Here is a 21,963-nt window from a genome sequence, read left to right on the forward strand (position 1 = left end):
GGGATCGGGTGATCCTGCATCTGCGGTTCGTGGAGGAGCTGACGCAGGCGCAGATCGGTGAGCGTCTGGGTGTCTCCCAGATGCATGTCTCGCGGTTGCTGTCCCGCACCCTCAAGCGCCTGCGCGAAGGGATGCTCACGACCCGCTGAGTTCCCTTAGTCGTAATCAGGGGGCATGGAGCCCCACAAGGCGGGTATAGGCGGCCAGGTGATGGTAGTGAAGGCGGCTTCAACGGCGTGCGGTCTCCGCGCAGACCGTGCACGGGACGTGGCCCCCGAGCCGATACAGGCCGGCGCGGCGCTCGACGGAGGTATCGGCTGCATCGCCGAGGCGCGGCGCCGGGCCGCCGCGTTCCTGACGCACGCGCAGCAGGAACACGGCGTTCCGGTCTCCGCCCGGGCGCTCGACCTGACCCAGCTGGTCGTCAGCGAACTGGTCACGAACGCGTGCAAGTACGCGCCGGGGCCGATCCTGATGGACCTGCGCATCACCGGTGCCCTCGTCGAGGTGTCCGTGTGGGACTCCGACCACGTGCTGCCGGTGGCCCGTGCCGCCGAGCCCGGCCGGGTCGGCCAGCACGGCCTGGAGATCGTCCTGGCCGTCGCCGAGGCCTTCGAGGCGCACCGCGAGCCGGTGGGCAAGAGGATCACCGTCCGCATCGCCCTGGCGGATGTCGGGCCGGCCGGACACGCGGCCGGGTAGGACACCGCCTGCGTCCATGAAGAGGACCGCGTGCCGTCGCAGGCACGCGGTCCTGACGCGCACACCGGGACGATCGGTCTCCGCTCAGCGCGAGAACCGCATCGCACGCGGTCCCGGACAGGAAGTCACCCACATCTTTCTCACCACCGTACGGCCGCTCCCAGCTGGGATCCCGCGCCCCGGCGCCGCCACCGACCGCGTACAGCGGCTTGCGTCTGACACCAGGATGCGCAACTGTTGCCGTAAGGCATCTATTTCCAGAGGCAGGAAGGTGGTGGGGCACGCACGCTGCGTGCCCCTGCTTGTGTGCGCATTCCGCGGCTCCTCCGCCGCCCCGCGCGACGCCGCCGCCAGTGTCGGTGCGACGTGGGACGACGCCCCCTGCCCCATCCTGGTCGTCGACCGGCACGGCGGTCTCGTGCAGCTCAACCGGGCCGCCCGGTCGCTGCTGCCGGACGCCTGCGGCGGTGACCGGCTCCACGACATCGTGCCCGCCTGGCTGTCCGACGCCCACCGGCACATCGCCGGCGGGCAGCCGTATCCCCGCCACGGTCCGCTGAGCGGTGTCATCGACGAACGCGTCCTCGAGGCGCATCCCTCGCCGTCCGCCGACGGGGACGTGGTGTGGTGGCTGGTCGACGACACCGACCGCCGGCTGGCCGAACGGGCCCTGCACAGCGCCCAGGAGCGGTCCAACGCCCTGGCGGAGGTCTCGAGCAGGCTCCTGTCCACCCTGAACGTGCCGCGCTGCATGGAGGTGGTCGCCGACACGGCCGCCGAGTACCTGGCCGAGGCCGCCGTGCTCGTCGCCCCGCCGCAGGGACTGCGTCACCACCTGACGTATGCACGACGCGGCGGGTCCGTCACCCAGGTGACCCGGAACGTCGATCCGCACGGCGTTCCCGGTCTCAGCGAGGCGCTCCAGGGGTTCCCGCCCGTTCCGGCACGCTGGATCAACCCCGACGACATCCCGGACTGGCTGGTGCCCGAGGGCTTCCCGGGGACGGTCGGCTCCGTCATCATCGCCCCCCTGCCCGGCCACGGGGTACCCGCCGGAGCGCTGATCCTGCTGCGTTCCGGCACCGAGAAGTCCTTCTCCGACGGGGAGGAGGTCTTCGCCCGGCTGTTCGCCGCCCGGGCCGGCGCCGCCCTGTCCGCGGCCCGGCTGTACACCGAACAGGCCGCCATCACTGCCACGTTGATGCGGGAGCTGCTTCCGCCCACCCTGCAACGGGTGCGCGGCGTGGAGTACGCGGCCGCCTACCGCCCGGCCAAGGACCACGAACGGGTCGGCGGGGACTTCTACGACTTCCATCCCGGCGCCGACTCCTCCCGGGAGAGCCTCGTCGTCCTCGGTGACGTCGCGGGCAAGGGCCTGGACGCGGCCGTCCTGGCCGGTAAGATCCGCAACACCCTGCACGCGCTGCTGCCCCTCGCGGCGGACCACCACCAGGTCCTGGCCCTCCTCAACGGCGCCTTACTGACCTCGCACCACACCCGGTTCGCCACGCTCGTGCTGGCCTCGGTGTGCCGTCGGGGCGGCCGGGTGCGGCTGCGGCTGACCAGCGCCGGACACCTTCCGCCGCTGATCGTCCGCAACAACGGCGAGGTGGACGAGGTGCCCACCCGCGGCACCCTCGTCGGCGCGCTGCCCCAGGTGACGGCCCGCACGGTCGAGACGACGCTCGCGCCGGGGGAGACCTGCCTGCTCTACACCGACGGCATCACCGAGGCCCGCGGCGGACCGCTGGGCGACGAGTTCTTCGGGGAGCGCAGGCTCAGGCGGGCGCTGGCCGAGTGCGTGGGCATGCCGGCGGAAGCCGTCGTGGAACGCGTCCAGATGCTCGCCACCCAGTGGCTCGGCACCGGCCGCCACGACGACATGGCCGTCCTCGCCATCAGCGCCCCCAGGGGAGGCCCCCTGTCGGTGGTCGACGGCCGGGCCCGGCATCCGCGTCCCAGGAGGAGCAGGTGATCCACCGCGCCAAGGCGGACGAGTGCCGCGACCGGCTGTGGGAAGCCGTCGCGGCCGGTGACGAGTACCACGCCGTGGACGCCGTCCGGGAGGCACTGGCCGACGGGCTCGACGAAGAGGCACTGCTGCTGGACGTGATCGCCCCGGTGCAGGAGAAGGTCGGCACCGAATGGGCCGCCGACCGCCTCACCGTCGCGCGGGAGCATGCCGCCACCGCCATCAACGAACGGGTGGTCGCCGCCCTGGCCCACCCTCCGCGGGCCGAGCGGGCCGGCCGGACGGTCCGGGGCCGGGTGACCGTCGCCTGCGTCGACGGCGAGTGGCACGCCTTCCCGGCCCGGCTGGTGACGGAGATACTGCGCCTGCGCGGCTGGCAGGTGGACCACCTGGGTGCCCAGACGCCCACCCCGCACCTCATCGCCCACCTGCACCACACCGATCCGCAGGCCGTGCTGCTGTCCGGTTCGCTCCCCACCCACCTGCCCGCCGCCCACACGGCCATCACCGCCTGCCAGGCCGTCGGCGTCCCGGTCCTCGCCGGAGGCCGCGCCTTCGGCCCCGGCGGCAGACACGCCAGGGCCCTGGGAGCCGACCGGTGGGCGGCGGACGCCCGCGGCGCGGCGGACGTACTGGCGGGCGGCCTGCCCCGGCCCGCCCCGACGGCGGTCCGGCAGGCGGTCGACGACCTGCCCCACCTGGCCGACCAGGAGTACACGATGGTCGTCCACTCCCGTGGCCGGCTGGTGAAACAGACCCTCACCGACCTGGAGGACCGTTTCCCGGCGGTGCGCGCCTACACCGATGCGCAGCGGGAGCGGACGGCGGAGGACGTCGCCCACATCGTCGACTTCCTGGCCACCGCCCTCTACGTCGACGACCCCACGGTGTTCACCGCGTTCCTGACGTGGACCGCCGACATCCTGCGGGCCCGCGGGGTGCCGGCGCATTCCCTGCCGGCCGGGCTGGACGTCCTGGCCGGGCACGTGCGCGACTTCCCCCGCACCCTGGGGCTGCTGCGCGAGGGGAGCCGCGCGCTACGCACCCGCTCCACCGGCCCCGCTCCCGGACCCGGCATCCGCGTATGACCGAGCACGCACCCACCGAACTCAGCCTGGAGATCACCGGCCGGCCGGCCGTGTGGACCGTGCACATCGCGGGCGAGCTGGAGTACGACACCAGCGACGACCTGGTGGACACCGTCGTCGGACATCTCCGGCGTCATCCGCGGCCCAGCGTGGTCCGGCTGGACTTCCGGGGCCTGACCTGGATCGACTCCTCGGGTCTGTCCGCCCTGCTCATGGTCCACCGGTACACCAGTTCCCTGGGCGCCGACCTCCGTCTGGACAACCGTCCCGGCTTCCTGGACCACCGGCTGGAGCTCACCGACATCCTCGAACACCTCACCCGGCCCTTGCCGCCCGCCGACGCCGGGCCGTCCTCCCGCCCCGCACCCTGACGTCTTTCCGGCGTCCCGCCCGGAGCGTCCGCGCTGCCGGGGCCCCGGTTCCCCGGCGCGCTCGCACCGCCCGGCCGAGAAGTGCGCCACAGGCACCGCAGATCGCGCGGGGCTCGGGGTACACGGAGGACAGGACGGCTTCTGGACGTCCGCCGACGATCACCCGGCGCACACAGTTGCTGTTTGACAACTATAGCCAGGAGGCAAGAAGGTAGCCGTGTCGTATGTACACGGGGAAGGATCTGGGATGCTCCGGTCAACGGAGGCCGCTCCGTGTGCGCGCCACCGTCCAGGAAAAGCGGTGCCGGCCGGCCGGCCGGTTCAGGCGGTCCGGCTGCCGGGCCCCTGCGCGTCGTCGTGTATCTGCCCGGCGGCCACGGCACAGAACGCTTCCAGCCCCTCCGCGAGCGCGGTCCGCTTCGAGACCGGCATGAGGCCGAGGACGGCCCGGAGTTCCGCCTCCCGGCGGGTCCGCAGATCGGCGAGGAAGGCGCGGCCCCGGCCGCTCAGGCGCAGCCGCACCTCACGCCGGTCGGCCGGGCTGTTCTCACGTTCCACGAAGCCGACGGCCTGCAACCTGTCGAACAGCCTGCTGGTCGACGGCGGTGTCGAGGCCAGGGCCTCGGCGAGCGTGCGCATGTTGATCCCGTCCTGGTGCTCGAGGATATGCAGCAGGCGCAGCTGGGACGCGGAGGCCGGCGCGGTCGACGCCCGCCCCCACAGGACTTCCAGCAGCTCCGCGGCCGTTGAGGTCACGCGTGCGATCTCGTCGGGCTCCGGTCGGCGGTGGAAGGAAGTCACGGTCACACTCTCGCAGGCACTGGGGTGCCCGCCAGCGTACTAGGTCGGGTGCCTGCGGCGGATGTCCGCGCCACCGGCCCACGGTAGGGAGAACTTCGCCTCCTCAGGAGGCCCACACTTGTCCGGCGAAAGATTGGTTCACTTCTCATCGTGAAGAGATTCGTCGCCGCTGTACGCGCTCTGCGGACAGCGGCTCCCCATGAGTTGCTCGACGCCGCCCGCCGCGTACTGGTCGAACAGTACGCGGCCGAGGCCGTCGAGCTGTTCATGGCGGACTACAGCCTGACCGTGCTGCAACCGGTGTCCGTGCTGCCGCACACCCTGCAACCGGTGTCGGTGCACAACACTCCGGTGGGACGCGCGTTCGGCTCACAGCAGTGCTACAGCGAGAACACCCGGGACGGCCGCGCGCGCCTGCACCTGCCGGTCAGCGTGCGCGGCGACCGGATGGGCGTGCTGTCCGTGACCCTGGCCGACGCCGACCACGCCCGCCGCCACCAGGCCGAACTCTGCGAGATCGCCGAGGTGCTGGGGCGCGAGGTGCTCGTGGCCGAGCGGGACACCGACCTGTATCTCCAGGCGCGGCGCAAGGACCGGCTCACCCTGGCCGCGGAGATGCAGTGGCAGCTCCTGCCCGGCCGTTCCTGCTCGCGTGCCGAGTACGACCTGGCCGCGCAACTGGAACCCGCGTACGCCATCTTCGGCGACAACTTCGACTGGTCGGCCACCGCCGACCACCTGATGCTGTACGTCACCAACGGCATGGGCGAGGGCATAGAGGCGTCCCTGCTGACCAACCTCGCCATCAACGCCCTGCGCAACGCCCGGCGCGCCGGCATCCCCATCGCCGACCAGGCCGCCCTCGCCGACCAGGCCGTCTACGCCCACTACCGCGGACGCTGCTACCTGTCCGTTCTGCTCTTCGACTTCGACCTGTCGACCGGGCGGGTGCAGGTGGTCGACGCCGGTTCCCCGCAGCTGCTGCGCCTACGACGCGGCGTCGTGGAGCGCGTCGACTTCGACGCGCAACTGCCGCTCGGCATGTTCGAGGAGACCGACTACGTGCCCCAGGAGTTCCAGGTCGAGCCCGGGGACCGGCTGCTGTTCGTCAGTGACGGCGTGCACGCGGTGGCCTCGCCCAAGGGGGAGGCCTACGGAGAGGCCGCTCTCGCGCGGGCGATCCAGTCCACCCGGCTGCTGCCCGCGGCCGAGGTGCCGCGCGCCATCCTGCGCGAGCTGACCGGCCACCGGGGCGAGGCCATGCCGGACGACGACGCGCTGGTGGTCTGCCTGGACTGGCGCGGAAAGCCGGCCGACCGGTGAGCACGTCAGCCTGACCGCCGGGGCCGTTCCAGGGCTCCCCGCGGCCCGGCCCCGCTTCCGGCCGGGCGCCCGCCACCTGCCCGGGCGGTGCGCCGCATTCCCGCGCCAGTTCGCGGCCGGCGGCGTCACCTGCGAGCCGTGGACCGCGGTGTCGCGGCCCGCGCGTCGTGCGGGGGAGCGTCGTGGTCTGCGCGCGGGACCGCGTCCGGCCGTACGTTCCGTTCGCCCGCGTTCTCCGCGAGCCGGCGCCGACCCGGGGCGCCTGGCGCAGGATGCCGCCGCGGTCCTCCCGGACCGGCACGCACCGCTGACCGGCCGACACCGCGGGCCTGCCGGCGGGCCGGACCCGCCGGCCGTCATGGTTCGCTCGTGCCGGGGCCGTCGCCCCGCGCGGGCCCGTGCCGCTGTGCCCGCAGGAACGCCCGCATGCCCTGGACCAGTGCCGCACGTTCGGCGGTACGCATGGTGGACAGGGGGGCGGCGAGCGCCCGCGCGCGCTCCGAGGCCACCTCGGTGAGCAGGCGCCGGCCGTGGCCCGTGAGGTTCAGCTGTACTTCGCGCCGGCTGTGCGGGTGCAGCACCCGCTCCAGTAGGCCGGCTGCCTCCAGACGGTCGCACAGGCGGCTGGCCGTGGGAAGGCCGATGTCCATGCGCTCCGCGAGCCCCGTCAGATTCAGCCCCGGCGTGGCCTCCAGTATCCGCAGCCCCCGCAACTGGTGGGCCGACAACCGCAGACTCGCCCGCTGCGCGGCATCCGACCACAGCTGGGACAGGTGCTCCACGGCGTCGGCGATCTGCGACGCGGCGGCCTCGGGGTCGTTCCCCTCCGCGCGTACCTGGCCGTCTCCGGCATCACCGAGACGAGTCACGAACACATCACTCTCAGGAACCCCTGGACCGGACGGACACCTACCTCACGCACACGCAGTACCCGCCCATTCGCAGGGCAACCGGTGCCGGTCCGCTCCGGTCCGGCACGCGGGTGTCTCATCCCGCCGGGCACCCGTGCGCGAACGAGGCGGGGCGCCGCGGCCTGCTCGGGAGGTCGGCCGCGGCACGCCGCCGCCCGGAGCGCGGCACGCACGCCGGCTCCGGGTTCCCGCCGACCGCCCGGCGACGGCCCCCGCACACGGAGCCGTCCGGGTGATCCGTGTACGAGGGCGACCACTTCGGTTCCCGCTGCCGTCAGACGCGGTCCGCGTGGACGACCACGGCATAGGAACCGATGCCGATCAGTCGTTCCCCCGGGATGTCGCCGAGCGCCGTGTACAGCGTGAGGATCTCTCCGGTCACCGGGTCGAAGGCGACGTCCCTGACGGTGCCGTGTTCGGTGCCGTACTCGGTCAGAACCCGGCTCCCGACGGCCTCGCGGTGCTCGGGCGCCTCGTCCGGGGCGGACTCCGCGGCGACGCGCGAGCGCACGATCACGGCGTCGCGCCCGACGGCCTCCACCGCCCTCCAGTCGATGACCGAGGCGCCCTTGGACGCCCCGGACAGGCGCAGGCAGGCGACGCTCCGGGTCCGGGCGTCGATGGTCAGGCCGCTCACCGTGCCCAGGGTCACCGCCTCCTCGGCGGTGACCACCGAAAGGCCCTGGGCCTGCGTGAAGAGGGTCATGCCGGGTCTCCTTCGGCTTCGGCGGGTGCGGGAGTGTCCGCGTGCGGCAGCCGGGCGCCCGCCTGGAAGGCCTCCACCTGGGCGCCGAAGCTGGGCAGGTCCGCCGCGGCGAAGTGGCTCGCCCGCGCGGGTACGACCATGGCCTCACCCGAGACGGCCAGGGTCTCCCCACGGGGAATGAACACGTGACGGCGCCGGCTGTCGAAATGGTCGTTGGCGGCGATCTCGAAGCCGACGACGCGCCCGCCGGTGCCGCCCTCGACCACCACGTCGCGCACGGTGCCGATCGCGGTTCCCTGGTCGGTGAGCACCGGTGCCCCGATCACCTGGCCGCTTCCGGCCGCGTGGGATCCCACGACCGCGTCCCGGTCCGCGAGGACGGCCTCGCTCGGGATCATCACCGCCGCGGGTCCCACCGCGTGCACCGCGGAGAACGGCAGACTCCGCTTCAGCGGTCCGGCCAGCAGCCCCCGGCCACTGAGCGTGAAGCCGGTGATCCGGCCCGCCCCGGCGTCGAAGACCGTGTCCTTGATCCGCGCCACCGCGTCACCGGCCAGGGTCACCACCTCCCGCCCGGTCAGCTCGCGAGCGAGCATCAGCGTGATCACCGCTGACCTCCTCGACCCGACCGACGGCCCCCGCGCACCGCGATCACCGTTCCGGAACGACGCCTGGCCTGCACCGCCAGCGTCGCCGCGGCGATCAGTCCCATCGCCACGATCACCAGGACCACCCAGGCCCACCACACCATCGCCGACCTCCTCAGGGACCGTGTCCCTCGTCGTACCGGGGTTCCCCTGTGCTCCCGCTTGCCCGCAGGAGGCTCGGCACACGCCTGCCCCGAAGGGGTGACGCGGGCCCACGGCCCACCGGGGATACGGCCTCCCGCACGGGGGCACACGGCACGCCGGCCGTCACACGGTTGGGCCGCCCGTCCCAGGGCACCCGGTGACGGCCGTCGGCAGTCCGCTATCCGGAGGCTCCTATGGCAGTTCGTCATCGTCTGATCAAGGCCGAACCGGCCGTGGTGTGGGAAGTCCTCGCCGACGGCAACCGATACGCCGACTGGGTGGTGGGCACGGGCGAGTCCCGGCCGAAACAGGGACAGTGGCCGCAGGTCGGCGCGTCCATCGAGTACGAGATCCCGCTGGGGCCGATGAGGCTCGCCAACCAGACGGTCGTACGGCACTGCGAGGAGGGCACCCGCCTGGAACTGGAGATCATGGCGGGATTCCTCGGCACGGCCCGCTTCTCGATCGAGCTGCGGGAGTGGGGCGAGTACTGCCTGATCATCGCGGACGAACACCCGTTGCAGGGGGCCGGAGCCGTTCTGCACAACGTAGGCGTCGAGGCACTCATCCAGGTGCGCCACCGCTCCATGCTGGCCCGGCTCGCCCGGTGCTGTGAGGAGCGCGCGCAGCGGCGCCCGACCCCCTCCGCCCGGCAGACCCGCACCGGGGAGGCGCCCGGCCATGCCTGACGCCGTGGTGATCGGAGCGGGCCCCAACGGGCTGGTGGCCGCCAACGTGCTGGCGGACGCCGGGTGGAGCGTCCTGGTGATCGAGGAACAGCCCGAGCCGGGCGGCGCGGTCCGCCATGACCGCGGCGTCCATCCCGACTTCGTCAACGACCTCTTCAGCTCCTTCTACCCGCTGGCCGCCGCCTCCCCCGTCCTGTCCGCGCTCCGCCTCGAGGAGCACGGGCTGCGCTGGAGCCACGCGCCGAGCGTGCTCGCCCATCCGCTGAGCGACGGCCGGTGCGCCGTCCTGGACCGGAACATCGAGACGACGGCCGCGTCCGCCGAGGCCTTCGCACCCGGCGACGGAGCGGCCTGGCGGCGCCTGTGCGAGCTGTGGGAGACGCTGAGCCCCGACCTGCTGAGCGCCCTGTTCACCCCGTTCCCGCCGGTCAAGTCCTCGGCCCGGTTGCTGTGGACGCTGCGCGCGGCGGGCGGTCTGCGCACGGCCCGGTCCCTGGCCCTGCCGGTGCGCCGGATGGGGGAGGAGGAGTTCCGCGGCGAGGGCGGCCGGCTGCTGCTGGCCGGCAGCGCCCTCCACGCCGACCTCGCCCCCGAGTCCGCGGGCAGCGGCGGCTTCGGCTGGCTGATGTCGATGCTGGGGCAGACGTACGGCTTCCCCGTGCCGGCCGGCGGCGCCGGCGCGCTGACCGAGGCGCTGGTGCGGCGGCTGCGCCGCAAGGGCGGAGAGGTCCGCTGCGGGGAACGGGTGCGGAGCGTCGTCATCCGCGGTGGCCGGGCCGTGGGGGTGCGCACCAGCGCCGGTACGGCGGTGCCCGCGCGCAGAGCCGTACTCGCCGACGTGGCCGTGCCCGTCCTCTACCGGGAACTCGTCGGCGCCGAGCACCTGCCCGCCCAGTTGATGGCGGACCTGCTGCGCTTCCAGTGGGACTTCGCCACCTTCAAGGTGGACTGGGCGCTCGACGGCCCGGTGCCGTGGCGGGCCGAGCAGGCCGCCCGGGCCGGGACCGTCCACCTGGCCGACGGCGTGGACGAACTGACCCGCTTCGCCGCGCAGATCGCCATGCACCAGGTGCCCGACCGTCCCTTCGCCCTGTTCGGGCAGATGACCACGACGGACCCCTCCCGTTCCCCCGAGGGCACCGAGTCCGCCTGGGCCTACACCCACGTCCCGCAGGACATCCGGGCGGACGCCGGCGACGAGGGCATCACCGGCACCTGGGACGAGACCGAGCAGGAGCGCATGGCGGACCGGGTGGAGCGCCAGGTGGAGCGCTTCGCCCCGGGCTTCCGTTCCCGCATCCGCGCCCGGCGCGTACTGGCGCCGCCCACCCTGGAGGCGCTGGACGCCAACCTGGTGGGCGGCGCCATCAACGGCGGCACGACCGCCCTCCACCAGCAGCTCGTCTTCCGCCCCGTACCCGGCACCGGACGGCCGGAGACCCCCGTGCCGGGCCTTTACCTCGCCTCCGCGGGCGCCCATCCGGGCGGAGGCGTGCACGGTGCTCCCGGCGCCAACGCGGCCCGTGCCGCGCTGCGCTCCCGGCGGGCACCCGGCCTGGCCGGCGTCCAGCGTGTCCTCACCCGCCGCGACCGCACCGGACGCAAACGCTGACCGGCCGACCGGCGGACGGCGCATCCGGTCACCCGGGGGAACGGGAAGAGAACCGGACACGTCATCGCACCCCAGGGGAGCACCATGCACGACCACCAGGACGGACCCGACCGCCGGCACCGGCGCCCCGAGGGCGTCGACGACAAGACCGTCGAGGCACTCGGATCGCTGTCCAAGGCCCTGGAGACCACCGAACGCGCCCGCGGCCATCTGTACGGCTTCCACCAGCTCACCGGAGGGGCCGACCTGGAACTGGACCGGGCGGTGCGGCTGCTGCGCGAGGCGGGGCATTCCGAGTGGGCGGACAAGGTCGAGGCCGAGATCCTGGGCCGCAACGTCATCCCGGGCCACTGGACGTTCCAGATCGTCGAGGCCTACAACGACACCTACTACCGCCCCTTCCAGCAGCTGGAACGCGGTGCGGTGAGCGAACTCGCCCAGGGCCGGGACCACCTGTACGAGGCCGAGATGAAGGAGGACCGCCGCACCCGCGGGCACCCCGACCACACGGCGCGCCCCCCGGCCGCCGAGGCCTGACCCGCACCCCGCCACCGGAGCGCGGCAAACGCCCCGGCGAGAGAGAAAGGCGAAGCCCGTGGGAAGCAGTCCCCTGAAGAACCGGACTGTCGTGGTGACGGGCGCCGCGCGGGGGCTGGGCGCCGCGCTCGCCCGCGAGGTCGCCCGGCGGGGCGCCCGGCCGGCCCTCCTCGGGCACGAGAAGGACCTGCTGGACGACCTGGCCGCGCGGCTGCCGACGCGGGCACTCGCGATCGAGGCGGACGTGACCGACCTCCCGGCCCTGCGACGGGCCGCGCGCGAGGTACGCCGGGGTCTCGGCACCCCGTCCGTCGTGATCGCCAACGCCGGCATCGCGGCGGGCGGCCTGTTCGCCGCCACGGACCCGGCCGAGTGGCGGCGGGTGATCGACGTCAACCTCACCGGGAGCGCCCAGACCGCCCGTGTCTTCCTTCCCGACCTCCGGGCCACGGCCGGCTACTACCTGCAGATCGCCTCCCTGGCGTCGCTCGGCGCCGCTCCGCTGATGAGCGCCTACTGCGCGTCGAAGGCGGGGGTGGAGGCGTTCGCGCACGCGCTGCGCGCCGAGGTCGCCGCCCACGGCGTCGCGGTGGGCATCGCCTACCCGAACTGGACCGACACCGACATGGTGCGCGACGCCGACCGGTACACCGTGCTGCGCGAACTGCGCGGCCACATGCCGGGACCCGCCCGCCGGGTGTACGACGTCACGGAGGTCGCCGGCCGGATCGTGCACGGCCTGGAACGCCGCCGCACAGCCGTGTACGCACCGCCCTGGCTCCGGCTCGTGCAGCCGGTGCGTGCCCTCCTGCCCCCGCTGGTCCTGCGCGCGGCCCGCCGGGGCCTGCCACGCCTGGAGGCCGAGGATTCCCTCGAGCCGACCGGACTCCTCGGCGTCGGAGGGGACGCCGACCACGAGGCGAGCCGGCACGCCCCGTGAACCGCCGGGAGACACCTCCCGAGCACACGAACCCGAGCCGGCACCCCGACCCCACCCACCTCAGGACGGCGTCCATGCAGACGTTTCTCCCCGATCCCGACTTCCGGCGCTCCGCCCTGCTCCTCGACCGCCGCCGCCTGGGCAAACAGCGCGTCGAGGCACTTCAGGTGCTGCGTGGCCTGACCGTCCCCGGATACGGCTGGCGCCGGCACCCGGCCGTGCGCATGTGGAGCGGGTACGACGAGGCACTGGTCCGCTACGGCCTCGAGGTGTGCCGGGTCTGGCGGGAGCAGGGACACCAGGACAGCTGCGCCGCCTCACTGGTCGCCGGATACGCCGCGCACCACCCGGGCGCGCCCGTGCGTGATCAGGACGCCCTCGCCGCAGCGGGGGAGTTGCCGCCGTGGCTCGGTGACGAGGCCTTCCACCACAGCCACCGGTCCGCCCTCGTCCGCAAGGACCCGGAGACGTATGCGCCCGCCTTTCCCGGCGTCCCGGACGATCTGCCCTATGTGTGGCCGTCGTCCGACCGGGAGGGCGGTGATCTGTCCCAGCGTCCCTGACAGCGGTTGGGCGGCTCCATCGGGGGCAGGCGGTCCTCCGGGACGCGGTCTGCGGTCCCGGCGGTATCGGGAGGGCTGGTGTCCAACGTTCCTAAGGTCGTGAAGACCCGTTCGGGGCACGCTCTGGTGGCCGTGTTCTCCGGGGAGATGGATTACCTGACCGGGCCCATGTTCCGCACGGAGTTCCTGAGTCTTCTCGAGTCCGGCGAGCGGTTCGTCGTACTGGATGTCGCGGGGGTGCCGTTCTGTGATTCCGCGGGACTCAACGCACTGCTGGCGGCCCATCGGCACGCGAGGGAGATCGGTGCCAGGCTGGTGCTGGCCGCGGTCCCCGACCAGCTGCGGCAACTGCTGAGAATCACCGGTGTCGACGAGATCCTCGACATCTACGAATCCGCCCGGGAAGCGGCGGCAGCGGTGGACGGCTGAACCCGATCCCGCCTCCGTCACTCCGATGGCCGAGGCGGGTCGCATTTCCCCGGCCCGCTGCCCCAGTTCAGCGCCCTTTCGAACGCATGGGCGGGCCTGATGCGCAGTCAGATGGGTAGGCGCCTGTTCTCGACGGCATCAAGGAAGGGGCAAGCCATGTCAGTGGAACCCGAACCTGCCGAAGCGGAACTGGCGGCGGAACACGTCGCCGCATCGATGGTCCGGTTGTGGCAGCGGGCCCATGAGGACGTCGCCCCGACGGTTGCCGAGGAGCAGATGCGCGCTCTGCTCGCACTGGGGGGCGGGCAGGCCGGCCCGGAGAGGATCGCCAGGGATCTCGGCGTCAGTCTCGGCTCGGCGCGGCACCTGCTGGACCGGCTGGAGCAGCGCACGCTGGTGCGCCGTGTCCCACCCGGGGAGTTCTGCCTCACCGGCGCCGGCAAGTGCGTACTGGAAGCGACGCGTCAACGCCGCCGGCAGCTCCTGGAACAGGTCCTGGTGACGGCCGCGCCGCAGGACCGCCCGGTGTTGCGGGACGCCTTCGACCAGCTGTACGGCCTGGTGAGTCCGCTGGCCCGGGTGCCGCGCAGCCGCTCACCTCTTTGACCCGCGGACATCGACCCGCGGACATCGAAAAAGGGTCTTCCCGGACCAAGTCCGGGAAGACCCTTTTTCGATGTCCGCGTATAACGGGGAGAGGCGCGTCAGTGCTTGAAAGCGTCCTTCGCCTTCTCCTTGGCTTCGCGGGCGTCTCCCTTGCTCTTCTCCGCCTGCCCCTCGGCGGCCATGCGGTCATTCCCCACAGCGCTGCCTACGGCTTCCTTGGTCTTGCCCTCGGCCTGTTCGGTCTTCGCCTTGGCCTTCTCGCCGGCAGTCATGGAAAAGCGCCTCCTCGTAGCTTGTGTGCCGCTGTCACGGTAACCCGCTCGTGCCCCCGCTCTCCCTTCACAAACAGGGAACCGGTAAAGAATGAAGGGAGGTTCGCAGGGCATGCGGAGGTCAGGAGGTTGATGAATATGGTTCCCCTGCTTCTCGTTCTGCTTCTCGCCCTGATCCTGTTCGGTGCCGGCTTCGCCATCAAGATCCTCTGGTGGGTCGCCGTCGCCGTCCTGGTGCTCTGGCTCCTCGGCTTCGTCATGCGCTCCGCCAACTCCGGCGGTGGTCGTGGCCGTTGGTACCGATGGTGATCTGACCCGCACACACGCACCCCGCGCAGGGCCCGGCCGGTACGACGGCCGGGCCCTGCGCGCGTGCGGTGGGCTCCGCGTACGCGGGATGCGATGGACACGGCCGAGGACCGGGAATGTCAGGTAGCCTGACATGAGTCCCGCACGGAACCGGAGGTTCTTCATGACCATCGAGTACGCCACCCGGCACCGGACCCGCTCCGCCGTCCCGCCGGAACCGGGCAAGCCCTACTTCGTCGAGAAGGGCCTGGGCGACCGCGCCCATCTGTTCGGCGACCTCGTCACGGTGTACGCGGGCGGCGAACAGACCGAGAACACGTTCAACTTCTTCACCTGCGAAGGCCCGAAGGGCGAGCTGATCCCCGCGCACTCCCACGCGGACACCTACGAGGTCTTCTACATCACCCAGGGCGCCGTACGGCTCTTCGTGGAGGACCTCGAGGGCGAGCAGCACGAGAAGCTGCTCACGCCCGGTGACTTCGGCTTCGTCCCGAAGAACTGCCCTCACGCCTACCGCATGGAACGCCACCACTCCCAGATCGTCGGCGTCGCCGCCGGACCCGGCGGCACCTTCGAGCGGTTCTTCGAGACCCTCGGCACGCCCGCCGACGAACTCGGGCTGCCCGCCCGCCCGTTCGTGCCGGAACCGGAGAAGTTCGCGACCGTGCCCCGGCAGTACGACGTCCGCTTCCTGCCCGGCCACCAGTGGCGCACCGGGAGCTGACACACGTGCCGTACGCCGAGGCACCGCCGGCAGGTGTCCTGGGCGGTGCCTGTACGCGCCGCACGGGAGGATAATCCGCCGGGTACCCGATCCGCCGAGGAGCCATGAGTCATCGCGCCACCAACCTGCCCCAGCTCCTGTCCGAGGCCCGCCGCTGGTTCGAGGACGCCCTGTTCGCCAGCATGGAGGCGGCGGGTGAGCAGCCGGTGACGACGGCGCAGGCGTCCGTCTTCGCGATGCTCGACGCGGAGGGCACCACCGTCTCCGAACTCGCCCGGCGTATCGGCGTCACCCGGCAGACGGCCCATCAGGCGGTGCACGGACTGATCGGCATGGGGCTGCTGGAGCAGATGCCCGACCCCGGGTCCGCCCGCAGGCGCCTGATCCGCACGACCCCCGAGGGACGGCGCGTGCACGAGCGGGCGCAGGCCACGATCACGGTGATCGAAACGGTCCTGGTGGAGCGGATCGGCCAGACTCCCGCGCGTGCCCTGAGGGAGGCGCTGACCTGCGACTGGGGGCAGCCGCCGCGCGTCGCCGCGCCCTGAGCGCTCTCACCCGGCCACATGCTCCTCGCCGGCCGGCACCGGTACCACGGTGATGCGCTGGACGGCCCGGCTGAGGACCACCACCCCCACCACGATCATGAGGGCCCCGCACGCCTCGGGCACGAGCCACCACCCGGTGCGGATCCGTTCGCCGAAGAGGGTGACACCCAGGATCAGGCTCACCACCGCGTCGCCGATGGTCAGGGCGGGCTGTGCCGCGGCCGGCGGGCCGGCCTGGAGCGCGTTCTCGAGCAGGAGCACGGAGGTGGCGCCGGCGAGCGCGAAGCCGTACGTCTGCCAGGACCGCAGGAACGCGGAGAAGCCGTGGTCGGCGAACGTGCCGCTGGCCGACTTCAGGAGGGCGGCGGTCAGGGCGTTGCCCGTCGCGGAGGCCGCCGCCAGCAGCGCGGCGCGCCGGGCCGGCGGGCGTCCCCGGCCGGCCAGCAGGATCGCCGCGGCCATACCACCGGCGCACAGGCACAGGGCCGGGATCCAGCGGGGGAGTGGCGCGTGGTCGGTCGCGCCGTACGGAGCCGCCGCCACGAGCAGCACGGCGAGGCCCGCCACACAGCCGCCGACGCCCCACCAGCCCCAGGGGGGGCAGCCGCCGGTGCATCAGCGGGGCGGCGACGAGCAGCGCGAAGGGCAGTTCCAGGATGAACAGCGGCTGGACCAGCGCGAGCGGGCCGTTGACCAGGGCCAGGCTCTGGAACAGCGCGGCGCAGATCACGCCCGCCATGCCGATCGTCCAGTAGGGCCGGTGCACCAGTTCCGCCAGCAGCCGCAGCCCGCCCCGGCTGCTGGCCGAGGCCGCCGCGCGCTGGAACGCGGTGCCCACGGCGTTGCTCGCCGCGCCCGCGACGGCGAACGCCGCGGCCAGTTCGATCACGACCGTCTCCTGCCTGCGGCGAACCTCCCGGAGTGAGGACCGGGCCCTCCCAGCCTACGGAGAGCGGGGTCCGAGCGCAGGTGTGACCGCCGGCGGGAGCCGCCGTTCCCGCCCGGACGGGCTATGCGCCCGTATCCGGGGTATCTGCCGGGCAGAGCCGGTCCGGTGGAGCTGGAGGAGTGCATGACGCAGGCGGTCCGCGAGATCATGACCAGCAATCCGGTCGCGGTGCCACCGGACACCCCGGTGTGCGAGGTCGCGGCCCGGATGCGTGACGAGGACATCGGCGCGGTCCTGGTCTGCGCCGGCCACCGGCTGCGCGGCCTGGTCACGGACCGGGACCTGACGGTGCGGATCCTCGCCGACGGCGGGGACGTCACCGGTCGGACGGTCGCCGAGGCGTGCAGCAGTGAGCTGGTCACCGTGGCACCGGACGACGACGTGGACCGGGCCCTGCGGCTGATGCGGGGCAAGGCGTTGCGCCGGCTGCCGGTCGTGGAGGACGGGTGCGTGGTCGGGATCGTCGCCCTGGGTGATGTGGCCGTGGAGTACGACCCCGAGTCCACGCTGGGGGTCATCAGCGCGGCCGGCCCCACCCGGTGATGACCGGCGGGGCCCGTCGTACCCCGCATCCGGCCGCCGGGCGTGTACACCGTGGCGGTGTCGCAGGGTGAGTGTCCGTGAGTGCTGTCCGGTCTGCGCGGAGGACGAACGCTCTTCAGCGCGTGGCTGCCGTCGTGCACGGGCGGGGACACCACCGTGGGGCCGCGTTCATCACGGGCCCCCCTCGTGGCGGCCGTGGCTGCCGTCTGCCCGGGGAGCCGGCGATCCCGGTGGCCCGCCGCCCTCCGCGTCCCGGTCGCGGGCGGGACGCAGCGGGCGGGAGAGGCCGAGACGCACGCTCCGCACGCCGTCCGAGTAGTGCACGGTCGGCTCGGCGCCGGACGGTGGCAGCCCCGCCGCCCGGGTGAGGGTCTCCTCGACACGGTCGAGGCGGGCCGCGCGCAGCGGCCAGGGCGCGTGCTCGACGGGCGTCTGCCAGAGCGCGCCGAGCCGCCGGGTGTAGGCCCGCCACCGCGAGGTCAGCCACACGTCCCGGGGGTCCGGCCGGATCTGGGCGCCGGGCCGGACGGCCAGGTGGTAGCGGGGTCCGCCGCCGCGCCGGACCCCGGCGTAGGAGAGGGTGTCCCCCTGGCGCGACACGTCCAGGCGGCCGAGGTGGTACGGCACGCCCACCGCGCGGGCCGCCAGCATCACCGGGCAGGCCACTTCGACGGAGAGGAACCACAGCCCGTCCCGGCCGTACCGGTCACGGACGTAGGTCCGCAGGTTGGTCTCGGCGAAGGACGGCAGGGCGACGGGGGAGCCCGGCGGACGCACGTCGGCCATGACGAACGCGGTGAGTCCCACCCACGCCGCCCCGTCGAAGGTGTCCACCACCAGTCCTTCCGGCAGCAGCCGCTGGACCTCGTCGGGGGAGTACGCCCAGTGCACGAAGGTCTGGGTCTGCCACCCGGCACGCAGCACGGGGGCGTGCACACGCTGCTCCGGTCCGTACGACACCACGCCCACCGGCTTTCCCGCGGACGGCCGCCGAAACCCGGTGCGCCGGGCGTGCGGCGGGCTCAGCCGCCCCAGACCGACCAGGACGCCGTGCCGTGCGCGGAGACGAGGACGGCGAGCAGGACGAGGTCCGCGATGCCCAGCCCCAGTCCCAGCAGTGCCCGGATCCGGCGTGGTGTGTCCCGGCGCAGGGCCATGACGGCCAGCACGATGGCGACGGGGCCGAGGACGAGGTTGAGGACGAGCAGTCCTACGAGTCCCAGGACGAAGGAGGCCACGGCCATGCCTTCGGTGTCCCGCCGGCCGGTCCGGGCCGAGGGAGGCGCGGTCAGTCGCATCGTCAGGCCCTCCTCGTCCGGTTGCGGCGCCGCCGCTCGCGTCCCGCGAAGACGACGAGCCAGAGGCCGATGAGCGAACCGAGCACCAGCGTGACGGGCCAGGGCAGATAGGCCGCCGAGCCCACGACGATGCCCAGCAGGAGCAGCGCGGCGATCAGGAAGAGCACGGCTGCCTCCCCGGGCCGGTGACGAGGGGCGCGGACTCCTGTCGGCGCACCGGGTTCTGCGGCAGTTCCTTTAACGCGTTCATGACATCGTCGGTTACCCGCGAGTCGCCGCCTCACGCAGTGGTTCGCCGTCGGGGTGCGTCAGTGACGGGGTGACAGCTCGAGTCCGGCCGCATCGGACGTGCCGCGGAGCGGGCGGCACGGCCGTGTCCGGTCCGCCCGACCGGTGCTCAGGTGGCGCGGGTTCCGCCGCCCCGGCGGATACGGCCCAGCAGATCCCGGTGGTAGGCGGCGATCTGGCCGCCCGGCACCGGGGCGGGGCTGCCGGCGAGGGTGTACCAGGTGTCGGTGCCGGCCTGCTGGACGGCGACGCGCACACTGTGGCCGTCGGAGCGGAGAATGGTCGCGATGGTGAGGTCGCCGGTGATGACGCCGACCTCGTCGGTCATCGCTCCGCCGGGGCCGGCCGTGACCCGGTCGACGTAACTGTTGACGGCGGGGGGGTTGTTCATGAGGCGCAGGCTCTCATCAACCCGGCCCGCGCGCCCCGCACCGCGCGCAGGTCGCGCGCGTGTTCCCCGTGTTGGGCGTGTGGCCGGGGCCGGGCGGGACCTCATCCGAACAGCGGGAACCGGTCCGCCGCCGGCCCCAGGGCCGCCCGTTCCTCGTCGGTGAGCGCGGCCCGCCCGGTGCCCACGCGCGCGTAGTGCGTGTCGCTCCACTCCGGCAGGCCGGGCCGGCCGAGCAGACCGTCCAGGGTGGCGCGGACCGCGGCCAGTCCCTCGGCCGAGGGGCCGGGCGCGTGCGGCAGCCGGACGGTCAGGTCGAGGTGGTGGACGGTCGCCTCCACCGTGAGGGTGGTCGTCAGGTCGCCGGCCGTCAGGACGTGCCCCTGCGTGGCCACCAGTGTCCCGGGCCGCGCGGTGGCCGCCGCGTGCGCGGCCGCCGCCAGCGTCTCCAGGTACAGGCCGCGCAGCTGGCCGAAGTCGAGGAACATGCTGCCGTTCACCCTCACCCAGCGCCGGCCGTTCGCCGCCCCGGCCGTGTCCGGCCGCCAGTCCCGCCAGTAGGTGACCGCGTCCCGGTCGGCGGGTCCGTGCGCGGGCGTGTGCAGGGACACCAGAGCGCGCTGGGCGTCCTGGAGCCAGTGGAAGACGAGGTCGCGCACCGCCCAGCCCGTGCAGCCGCTCGGCAGCCAGGACTCCTCGTCGCCGAGGTCCGCGACCGCCGCCGAGGCGGCTTCGTACGCCGCGCGCAGGACGGACGCCGGGCCGTTGCTCTGCGGTGCGTTCATCCGGTCTCCTTCTCCCGTCGTGGTCAGGACACCGGATGGTAGTCACCGTCCTCGCGGCACCGGGCCCGGCCCGTGCGCGACGACCGGATGTCCGGGACCGGTCGGTCGGGGTCCGCCTCCCGGTACGGCATCCGGGCCGGCTCGTGGACCTCGCCGAGCGTGCCCCACTCGTCGCCGCCCGGCCGGGACAGCGGGCGCAGCAGTGCGACGTCGGGGCGGCCGGCCGCCGGTGCGTCCTCGCGGACGGCGGCGTGCACAACCCGTCCGACACGCATGACAGCCCGCTGAGCCATCACCCGCGCAGCTCACACCGTCATCGGCACCCCGCGCGCACGCTCGGCCCGTCCGTGCTGGGGCGGACGGTGCCGCCCGCGTTCGTGGGGCGCGGCGTCGGCGCCCGCACGGTCGCCCTGGAGGTGCCGCTCAGCTGCAGCTGCCGCTCCGCCCGATCCGGGCCGACGGCCTGCGCACGGAGTGACCCCGGACCGTCGTATGCCGGTCCGGGGCCGCTCGTACGGGTACCGCCCGGTACCCGGGCCGTCAGGCGGCGAGGCGCTCCGCGAGCTGCTTGGCCCTCGCGGCGGCGGCCTCGAAGGCCTGGTCACGGGAGGCCTCGTACAGCGGGACCAGCTCGGCCATCGCCGGGTTCTTCGACGCCATGGTCAGCTCCGGCACGATGAACTCGAGGTCCAGGCCGAGGGCGTCGGCGAGGACGGCCTTGAGGTAGTTCTGCACGAACTCGTAGGACTCGCGCGGGGTGCCCGGCGCGTAGGAGCCGCCCCGGCTGGCGACGACGGTCACCGGGGTGCCCTTGGCGGACGGGTCGGGGCCCGCGGTGCGGCCCATCAGAATGACGTTGTCCAGCCACGCCTTGAGGGTCGAGGGAATCGTGTAGTTGTACATCGGGGCGCCGATCAGGATCGCGTCGGCCTGCTCCAGCTCCTCGATCAGCTTCACCCGCTCGGCGAAGACGGCGGCCTGCTCCGGCGTGTGCGTGGCCGGGTCGGTGAAGCCGGCGAGGTGCGCCTCGGCGGTGATGTGCGCGACGGGCTGCGACGCCAGGTCGCGGTAGACGACCGTGCCCTGCGGGTGCTCCTCCTCCCAGTGCTTGCGGAAGGCCTCCGTCACGGCGCGGGAGGCCGAGGCCTGGGTCGGGAAGACGGACGAGTCGATGTGCAGCAGGGTGGCCATGAATGTCTCCAGAAAGCGAAGCGAGGCAGCAGTGAGCGAGGCAAGGCAGCCGGACACGCAGCGCCGCGGCTGACGTTTCGTACTGGACTATTTCTAACACAGGGACTTACTTTTTCTCACCCCCCTACGGAGGGGTAGTACCCTGGGGTCATGGCGGACGAGAACCACGACAGTGCGGCCTGCAAGCGGGTGGACGACGGCATCACCCGCGTCTTCCAGTTGCTCGGCAAGCGCTGGAGCGGCCCGATCGTGGCCGTTCTGGTGGCACAGCCCGCGTACTTCACCGACCTCCGACGGGCCGTCCCCGGCATCAGCGAACGCATGCTGTCCGACCGGCTCGCCGAACTCGGCGCGGCCGGACTCGTCCTGCGCGAGGTCGACGAGGGGCCGCCGCTGCGCGTCTCCTACCGGCTGACGACGGCCGGCGCCGCCCTGGAGCCCGCGCTGCGAGAGCTGGCGGAGTGGGCCAAGGTCCACCTGCCGGAGGCGGCGGCGTGCCCCGAGACCAGCCTGGAGCGACCGTCCCGGACGCGGGCCTAGGTCGTGTCCGCAAAGTGTCGGCGTCGTTGGTCTGTGCGTGGTGCGTCGTCATGAGCTGACCGATGAGTCGTGGGCGTTGATCGAGCC

General features: G+C 73.1%; 30 protein-coding genes and 1 pseudogene. 18 read left to right on the forward strand and 13 right to left on the reverse strand.

Going from position 1 to position 21,963, the window contains the following annotated elements:
- The 5 genes from ACF1BE_RS34370 to ACF1BE_RS34390 all read left to right on the forward strand — a co-directional run.
- On the forward strand, positions 1–149 hold a 149-nt coding region (locus ACF1BE_RS34370; protein ID WP_356826024.1), incomplete at its 5' end, for a sigma-70 family RNA polymerase sigma factor.
- A 118-nt stretch (positions 150–267) separates the two neighbouring features.
- The gene (locus tag ACF1BE_RS34375; RefSeq protein ID WP_392202915.1) at positions 268–702 is read left to right on the forward strand and encodes an ATP-binding protein; all 435 of its coding nucleotides are present in this window, start codon (positions 268–270) and stop codon (positions 700–702) included.
- A gap of 292 nt (positions 703–994) precedes the next feature.
- Positions 995–2,677 carry a SpoIIE family protein phosphatase gene (locus ACF1BE_RS34380; RefSeq protein WP_392202916.1) on the forward strand — a complete coding sequence of 561 codons (1,683 nt, stop codon included), beginning with the start codon at positions 995–997 and terminating at the stop codon, positions 2,675–2,677.
- The gene (locus ACF1BE_RS34385) at positions 2,674–3,762 is read left to right on the forward strand and encodes a B12-binding domain-containing protein (protein ID WP_392202917.1); all 1,089 of its coding nucleotides are present in this window, start codon (positions 2,674–2,676) and stop codon (positions 3,760–3,762) included. The genes ACF1BE_RS34380 and ACF1BE_RS34385 overlap by 4 nt, the downstream gene beginning before the upstream one ends.
- Positions 3,759–4,133: an STAS domain-containing protein gene (locus ACF1BE_RS34390; protein WP_392202918.1), complete on the forward strand. Its 375-nt coding sequence runs from the start codon at positions 3,759–3,761 to the stop codon at positions 4,131–4,133. The genes ACF1BE_RS34385 and ACF1BE_RS34390 overlap by 4 nt, the downstream gene beginning before the upstream one ends.
- 321 nt (positions 4,134–4,454) lie before the next feature.
- On the opposite strand, the gene ACF1BE_RS34395 is transcribed toward ACF1BE_RS34390, so the two are convergent.
- Positions 4,455–4,940: a MarR family transcriptional regulator gene (locus ACF1BE_RS34395; RefSeq protein WP_392202919.1), complete on the reverse strand. Its 486-nt coding sequence runs from the start codon at positions 4,938–4,940 to the stop codon at positions 4,455–4,457.
- Positions 4,941–5,084: 144 nt separating this feature from the next.
- Between ACF1BE_RS34395 and ACF1BE_RS34400 the strand changes: the two genes are divergently transcribed.
- Positions 5,085–6,257, forward strand: coding sequence for a PP2C family protein-serine/threonine phosphatase (locus tag ACF1BE_RS34400; protein ID WP_392202920.1), 1,173 nt, complete (start codon positions 5,085–5,087; stop codon positions 6,255–6,257).
- A 356-nt stretch (positions 6,258–6,613) separates the two neighbouring features.
- On the opposite strand, the gene ACF1BE_RS34405 is transcribed toward ACF1BE_RS34400, so the two are convergent.
- From ACF1BE_RS34405 to ACF1BE_RS34415, 3 genes are all read right to left on the reverse strand, one after another.
- Positions 6,614–7,126, reverse strand: coding sequence for a MarR family winged helix-turn-helix transcriptional regulator (locus ACF1BE_RS34405; protein WP_392202921.1), 513 nt, complete (start codon positions 7,124–7,126; stop codon positions 6,614–6,616).
- Between the two features lie 316 nt (positions 7,127–7,442).
- Positions 7,443–7,874: a PRC-barrel domain-containing protein gene (locus ACF1BE_RS34410; protein ID WP_392202922.1), complete on the reverse strand. Its 432-nt coding sequence runs from the start codon at positions 7,872–7,874 to the stop codon at positions 7,443–7,445.
- Positions 7,871–8,482: a PRC-barrel domain-containing protein gene (locus ACF1BE_RS34415; protein WP_392202923.1), complete on the reverse strand. Its 612-nt coding sequence runs from the start codon at positions 8,480–8,482 to the stop codon at positions 7,871–7,873. Before ACF1BE_RS34415 ends, ACF1BE_RS34410 begins: the two co-directional genes overlap by 4 nt.
- A gap of 377 nt (positions 8,483–8,859) precedes the next feature.
- Between ACF1BE_RS34415 and ACF1BE_RS34420 the strand changes: the two genes are divergently transcribed.
- From ACF1BE_RS34420 to ACF1BE_RS34450, 7 genes are all read left to right on the forward strand, one after another.
- The gene (locus ACF1BE_RS34420; RefSeq protein ID WP_392202924.1) at positions 8,860–9,354 is read left to right on the forward strand and encodes an SRPBCC family protein; all 495 of its coding nucleotides are present in this window, start codon (positions 8,860–8,862) and stop codon (positions 9,352–9,354) included.
- Complete coding sequence (locus ACF1BE_RS34425; RefSeq protein WP_392202925.1) at positions 9,347–10,966, forward strand: phytoene desaturase family protein; 1,620 nt, start codon at positions 9,347–9,349, stop codon at positions 10,964–10,966. The genes ACF1BE_RS34420 and ACF1BE_RS34425 overlap by 8 nt, the downstream gene beginning before the upstream one ends.
- Positions 10,967–11,050: 84 nt before the next feature.
- The gene (locus ACF1BE_RS34430) at positions 11,051–11,503 is read left to right on the forward strand and encodes a hypothetical protein (RefSeq protein ID WP_392202926.1); all 453 of its coding nucleotides are present in this window, start codon (positions 11,051–11,053) and stop codon (positions 11,501–11,503) included.
- A 58-nt stretch (positions 11,504–11,561) separates the two neighbouring features.
- Positions 11,562–12,443 carry an SDR family oxidoreductase gene (locus tag ACF1BE_RS34435; RefSeq protein WP_392202927.1) on the forward strand — a complete coding sequence of 294 codons (882 nt, stop codon included), beginning with the start codon at positions 11,562–11,564 and terminating at the stop codon, positions 12,441–12,443.
- Positions 12,444–12,517: 74 nt separating this feature from the next.
- The gene (locus ACF1BE_RS34440) at positions 12,518–13,006 is read left to right on the forward strand and encodes an MSMEG_6728 family protein (RefSeq protein WP_392202928.1); all 489 of its coding nucleotides are present in this window, start codon (positions 12,518–12,520) and stop codon (positions 13,004–13,006) included.
- 78 nt (positions 13,007–13,084) lie between these two features.
- Entirely contained in the window at positions 13,085–13,435 is a 351-nt protein-coding gene (locus tag ACF1BE_RS34445; RefSeq protein ID WP_392202929.1) for an STAS domain-containing protein, read from the forward strand.
- A 156-nt stretch (positions 13,436–13,591) separates the two neighbouring features.
- Positions 13,592–14,041, forward strand: coding sequence for a hypothetical protein (locus ACF1BE_RS34450; RefSeq protein ID WP_392202930.1), 450 nt, complete (start codon positions 13,592–13,594; stop codon positions 14,039–14,041).
- Positions 14,042–14,139: 98 nt separating this feature from the next.
- On the opposite strand, the gene ACF1BE_RS34455 is transcribed toward ACF1BE_RS34450, so the two are convergent.
- Positions 14,140–14,313: a CsbD family protein gene (locus ACF1BE_RS34455; protein WP_392202931.1), complete on the reverse strand. Its 174-nt coding sequence runs from the start codon at positions 14,311–14,313 to the stop codon at positions 14,140–14,142.
- A gap of 138 nt (positions 14,314–14,451) precedes the next feature.
- Between ACF1BE_RS34455 and ACF1BE_RS34460 the strand changes: the two genes are divergently transcribed.
- From ACF1BE_RS34460 to ACF1BE_RS34470, 3 genes are all read left to right on the forward strand, one after another.
- A complete protein-coding gene (locus ACF1BE_RS34460) occupies positions 14,452–14,622 on the forward strand; it encodes a hydrophobic protein (protein ID WP_356825992.1) in 171 nt (56 codons plus the stop codon).
- 163 nt (positions 14,623–14,785) lie between these two features.
- A complete protein-coding gene (locus ACF1BE_RS34465; RefSeq protein WP_392202941.1) occupies positions 14,786–15,346 on the forward strand; it encodes a quercetin 2,3-dioxygenase in 561 nt (186 codons plus the stop codon).
- Positions 15,347–15,450: 104 nt separating this feature from the next.
- The gene (locus ACF1BE_RS34470; protein WP_392202932.1) at positions 15,451–15,894 is read left to right on the forward strand and encodes a MarR family winged helix-turn-helix transcriptional regulator; all 444 of its coding nucleotides are present in this window, start codon (positions 15,451–15,453) and stop codon (positions 15,892–15,894) included.
- Between the two features lie 6 nt (positions 15,895–15,900).
- Here ACF1BE_RS34470 and ACF1BE_RS34475 read toward each other — a convergent pair.
- Positions 15,901–16,783, reverse strand: a pseudogene (locus ACF1BE_RS34475) (DMT family transporter).
- A 183-nt stretch (positions 16,784–16,966) separates the two neighbouring features.
- Here ACF1BE_RS34475 and ACF1BE_RS34480 point away from each other — a divergent pair.
- Entirely contained in the window at positions 16,967–17,386 is a 420-nt protein-coding gene (locus ACF1BE_RS34480; protein ID WP_392202933.1) for a CBS domain-containing protein, read from the forward strand.
- Positions 17,387–17,557: 171 nt separating this feature from the next.
- Here ACF1BE_RS34480 and ACF1BE_RS34485 read toward each other — a convergent pair whose 3' ends face one another.
- The 7 genes from ACF1BE_RS34485 to ACF1BE_RS34515 all read right to left on the reverse strand — a co-directional run bounded on the left by ACF1BE_RS34485 (position 17,558) and on the right by ACF1BE_RS34515 (position 21,336).
- Positions 17,558–18,349, reverse strand: a complete 792-nt coding sequence (locus ACF1BE_RS34485; protein WP_392202942.1) for a YqjF family protein — start codon at positions 18,347–18,349, stop codon at positions 17,558–17,560.
- A gap of 59 nt (positions 18,350–18,408) precedes the next feature.
- Entirely contained in the window at positions 18,409–18,684 is a 276-nt protein-coding gene (locus ACF1BE_RS34490) for a DUF4190 domain-containing protein (protein WP_392202934.1), read from the reverse strand.
- A gap of 2 nt (positions 18,685–18,686) precedes the next feature.
- A complete protein-coding gene (locus ACF1BE_RS34495; protein WP_392202935.1) occupies positions 18,687–18,851 on the reverse strand; it encodes a hypothetical protein in 165 nt (54 codons plus the stop codon).
- A gap of 230 nt (positions 18,852–19,081) precedes the next feature.
- Complete coding sequence (locus ACF1BE_RS34500; RefSeq protein WP_392202936.1) at positions 19,082–19,363, reverse strand: hypothetical protein; 282 nt, start codon at positions 19,361–19,363, stop codon at positions 19,082–19,084.
- Positions 19,364–19,464: 101 nt separating this feature from the next.
- Positions 19,465–20,145: a maleylpyruvate isomerase N-terminal domain-containing protein gene (locus tag ACF1BE_RS34505; protein WP_392202937.1), complete on the reverse strand. Its 681-nt coding sequence runs from the start codon at positions 20,143–20,145 to the stop codon at positions 19,465–19,467.
- 23 nt (positions 20,146–20,168) lie between these two features.
- The gene (locus ACF1BE_RS34510) at positions 20,169–20,420 is read right to left on the reverse strand and encodes a hypothetical protein (RefSeq protein WP_392202938.1); all 252 of its coding nucleotides are present in this window, start codon (positions 20,418–20,420) and stop codon (positions 20,169–20,171) included.
- A gap of 265 nt (positions 20,421–20,685) precedes the next feature.
- On the reverse strand, positions 20,686–21,336 hold the full coding sequence (locus tag ACF1BE_RS34515) for an FMN-dependent NADH-azoreductase (RefSeq protein ID WP_392202939.1): 651 nt from the start codon (positions 21,334–21,336) through the stop codon (positions 20,686–20,688).
- A 150-nt stretch (positions 21,337–21,486) separates the two neighbouring features.
- Between ACF1BE_RS34515 and ACF1BE_RS34520 the strand changes: the two genes are divergently transcribed.
- Positions 21,487–21,876 carry a winged helix-turn-helix transcriptional regulator gene (locus ACF1BE_RS34520; protein WP_392202940.1) on the forward strand — a complete coding sequence of 130 codons (390 nt, stop codon included), beginning with the start codon at positions 21,487–21,489 and terminating at the stop codon, positions 21,874–21,876.
- Positions 21,877–21,963: the final 87 nt, after the last annotated feature.

This window comes from Streptomyces sp. NPDC014991 (assembly GCF_043080665.1).
Lineage (GTDB): Bacteria > Actinomycetota > Actinomycetes > Streptomycetales > Streptomycetaceae > Streptomyces.

Coding starts and splice junctions, on each gene's coding strand:
- ACF1BE_RS34390 (WP_392202918.1), top strand. CDS start 3,759: ATGACCGAGCACGCACCCACCGAACTCAGCCTGGAGATCACCGGCCGG.
- ACF1BE_RS34410 (WP_392202922.1), bottom strand. CDS start 7,874: ATGACCCTCTTCACGCAGGCCCAGGGCCTTTCGGTGGTCACCGCCGAG.
- ACF1BE_RS34420 (WP_392202924.1), top strand. CDS start 8,860: ATGGCAGTTCGTCATCGTCTGATCAAGGCCGAACCGGCCGTGGTGTGG.
- ACF1BE_RS34425 (WP_392202925.1), top strand. CDS start 9,347: ATGCCTGACGCCGTGGTGATCGGAGCGGGCCCCAACGGGCTGGTGGCC.
- ACF1BE_RS34430 (WP_392202926.1), top strand. CDS start 11,051: ATGCACGACCACCAGGACGGACCCGACCGCCGGCACCGGCGCCCCGAG.
- ACF1BE_RS34440 (WP_392202928.1), top strand. CDS start 12,518: ATGCAGACGTTTCTCCCCGATCCCGACTTCCGGCGCTCCGCCCTGCTC.
- ACF1BE_RS34450 (WP_392202930.1), top strand. CDS start 13,592: ATGTCAGTGGAACCCGAACCTGCCGAAGCGGAACTGGCGGCGGAACAC.
- ACF1BE_RS34455 (WP_392202931.1), bottom strand. CDS start 14,313: ATGACTGCCGGCGAGAAGGCCAAGGCGAAGACCGAACAGGCCGAGGGC.
- ACF1BE_RS34460 (WP_356825992.1), top strand. CDS start 14,452: ATGGTTCCCCTGCTTCTCGTTCTGCTTCTCGCCCTGATCCTGTTCGGT.
- ACF1BE_RS34465 (WP_392202941.1), top strand. CDS start 14,786: ATGACCATCGAGTACGCCACCCGGCACCGGACCCGCTCCGCCGTCCCG.
- ACF1BE_RS34470 (WP_392202932.1), top strand. CDS start 15,451: ATGAGTCATCGCGCCACCAACCTGCCCCAGCTCCTGTCCGAGGCCCGC.
- ACF1BE_RS34480 (WP_392202933.1), top strand. CDS start 16,967: ATGACGCAGGCGGTCCGCGAGATCATGACCAGCAATCCGGTCGCGGTG.
- ACF1BE_RS34490 (WP_392202934.1), bottom strand. CDS start 18,684: ATGCGACTGACCGCGCCTCCCTCGGCCCGGACCGGCCGGCGGGACACC.
- ACF1BE_RS34500 (WP_392202936.1), bottom strand. CDS start 19,363: ATGAACAACCCCCCCGCCGTCAACAGTTACGTCGACCGGGTCACGGCC.
- ACF1BE_RS34505 (WP_392202937.1), bottom strand. CDS start 20,145: ATGAACGCACCGCAGAGCAACGGCCCGGCGTCCGTCCTGCGCGCGGCG.
- ACF1BE_RS34510 (WP_392202938.1), bottom strand. CDS start 20,420: ATGCGTGTCGGACGGGTTGTGCACGCCGCCGTCCGCGAGGACGCACCG.
- ACF1BE_RS34515 (WP_392202939.1), bottom strand. CDS start 21,336: ATGGCCACCCTGCTGCACATCGACTCGTCCGTCTTCCCGACCCAGGCC.
- ACF1BE_RS34520 (WP_392202940.1), top strand. CDS start 21,487: ATGGCGGACGAGAACCACGACAGTGCGGCCTGCAAGCGGGTGGACGAC.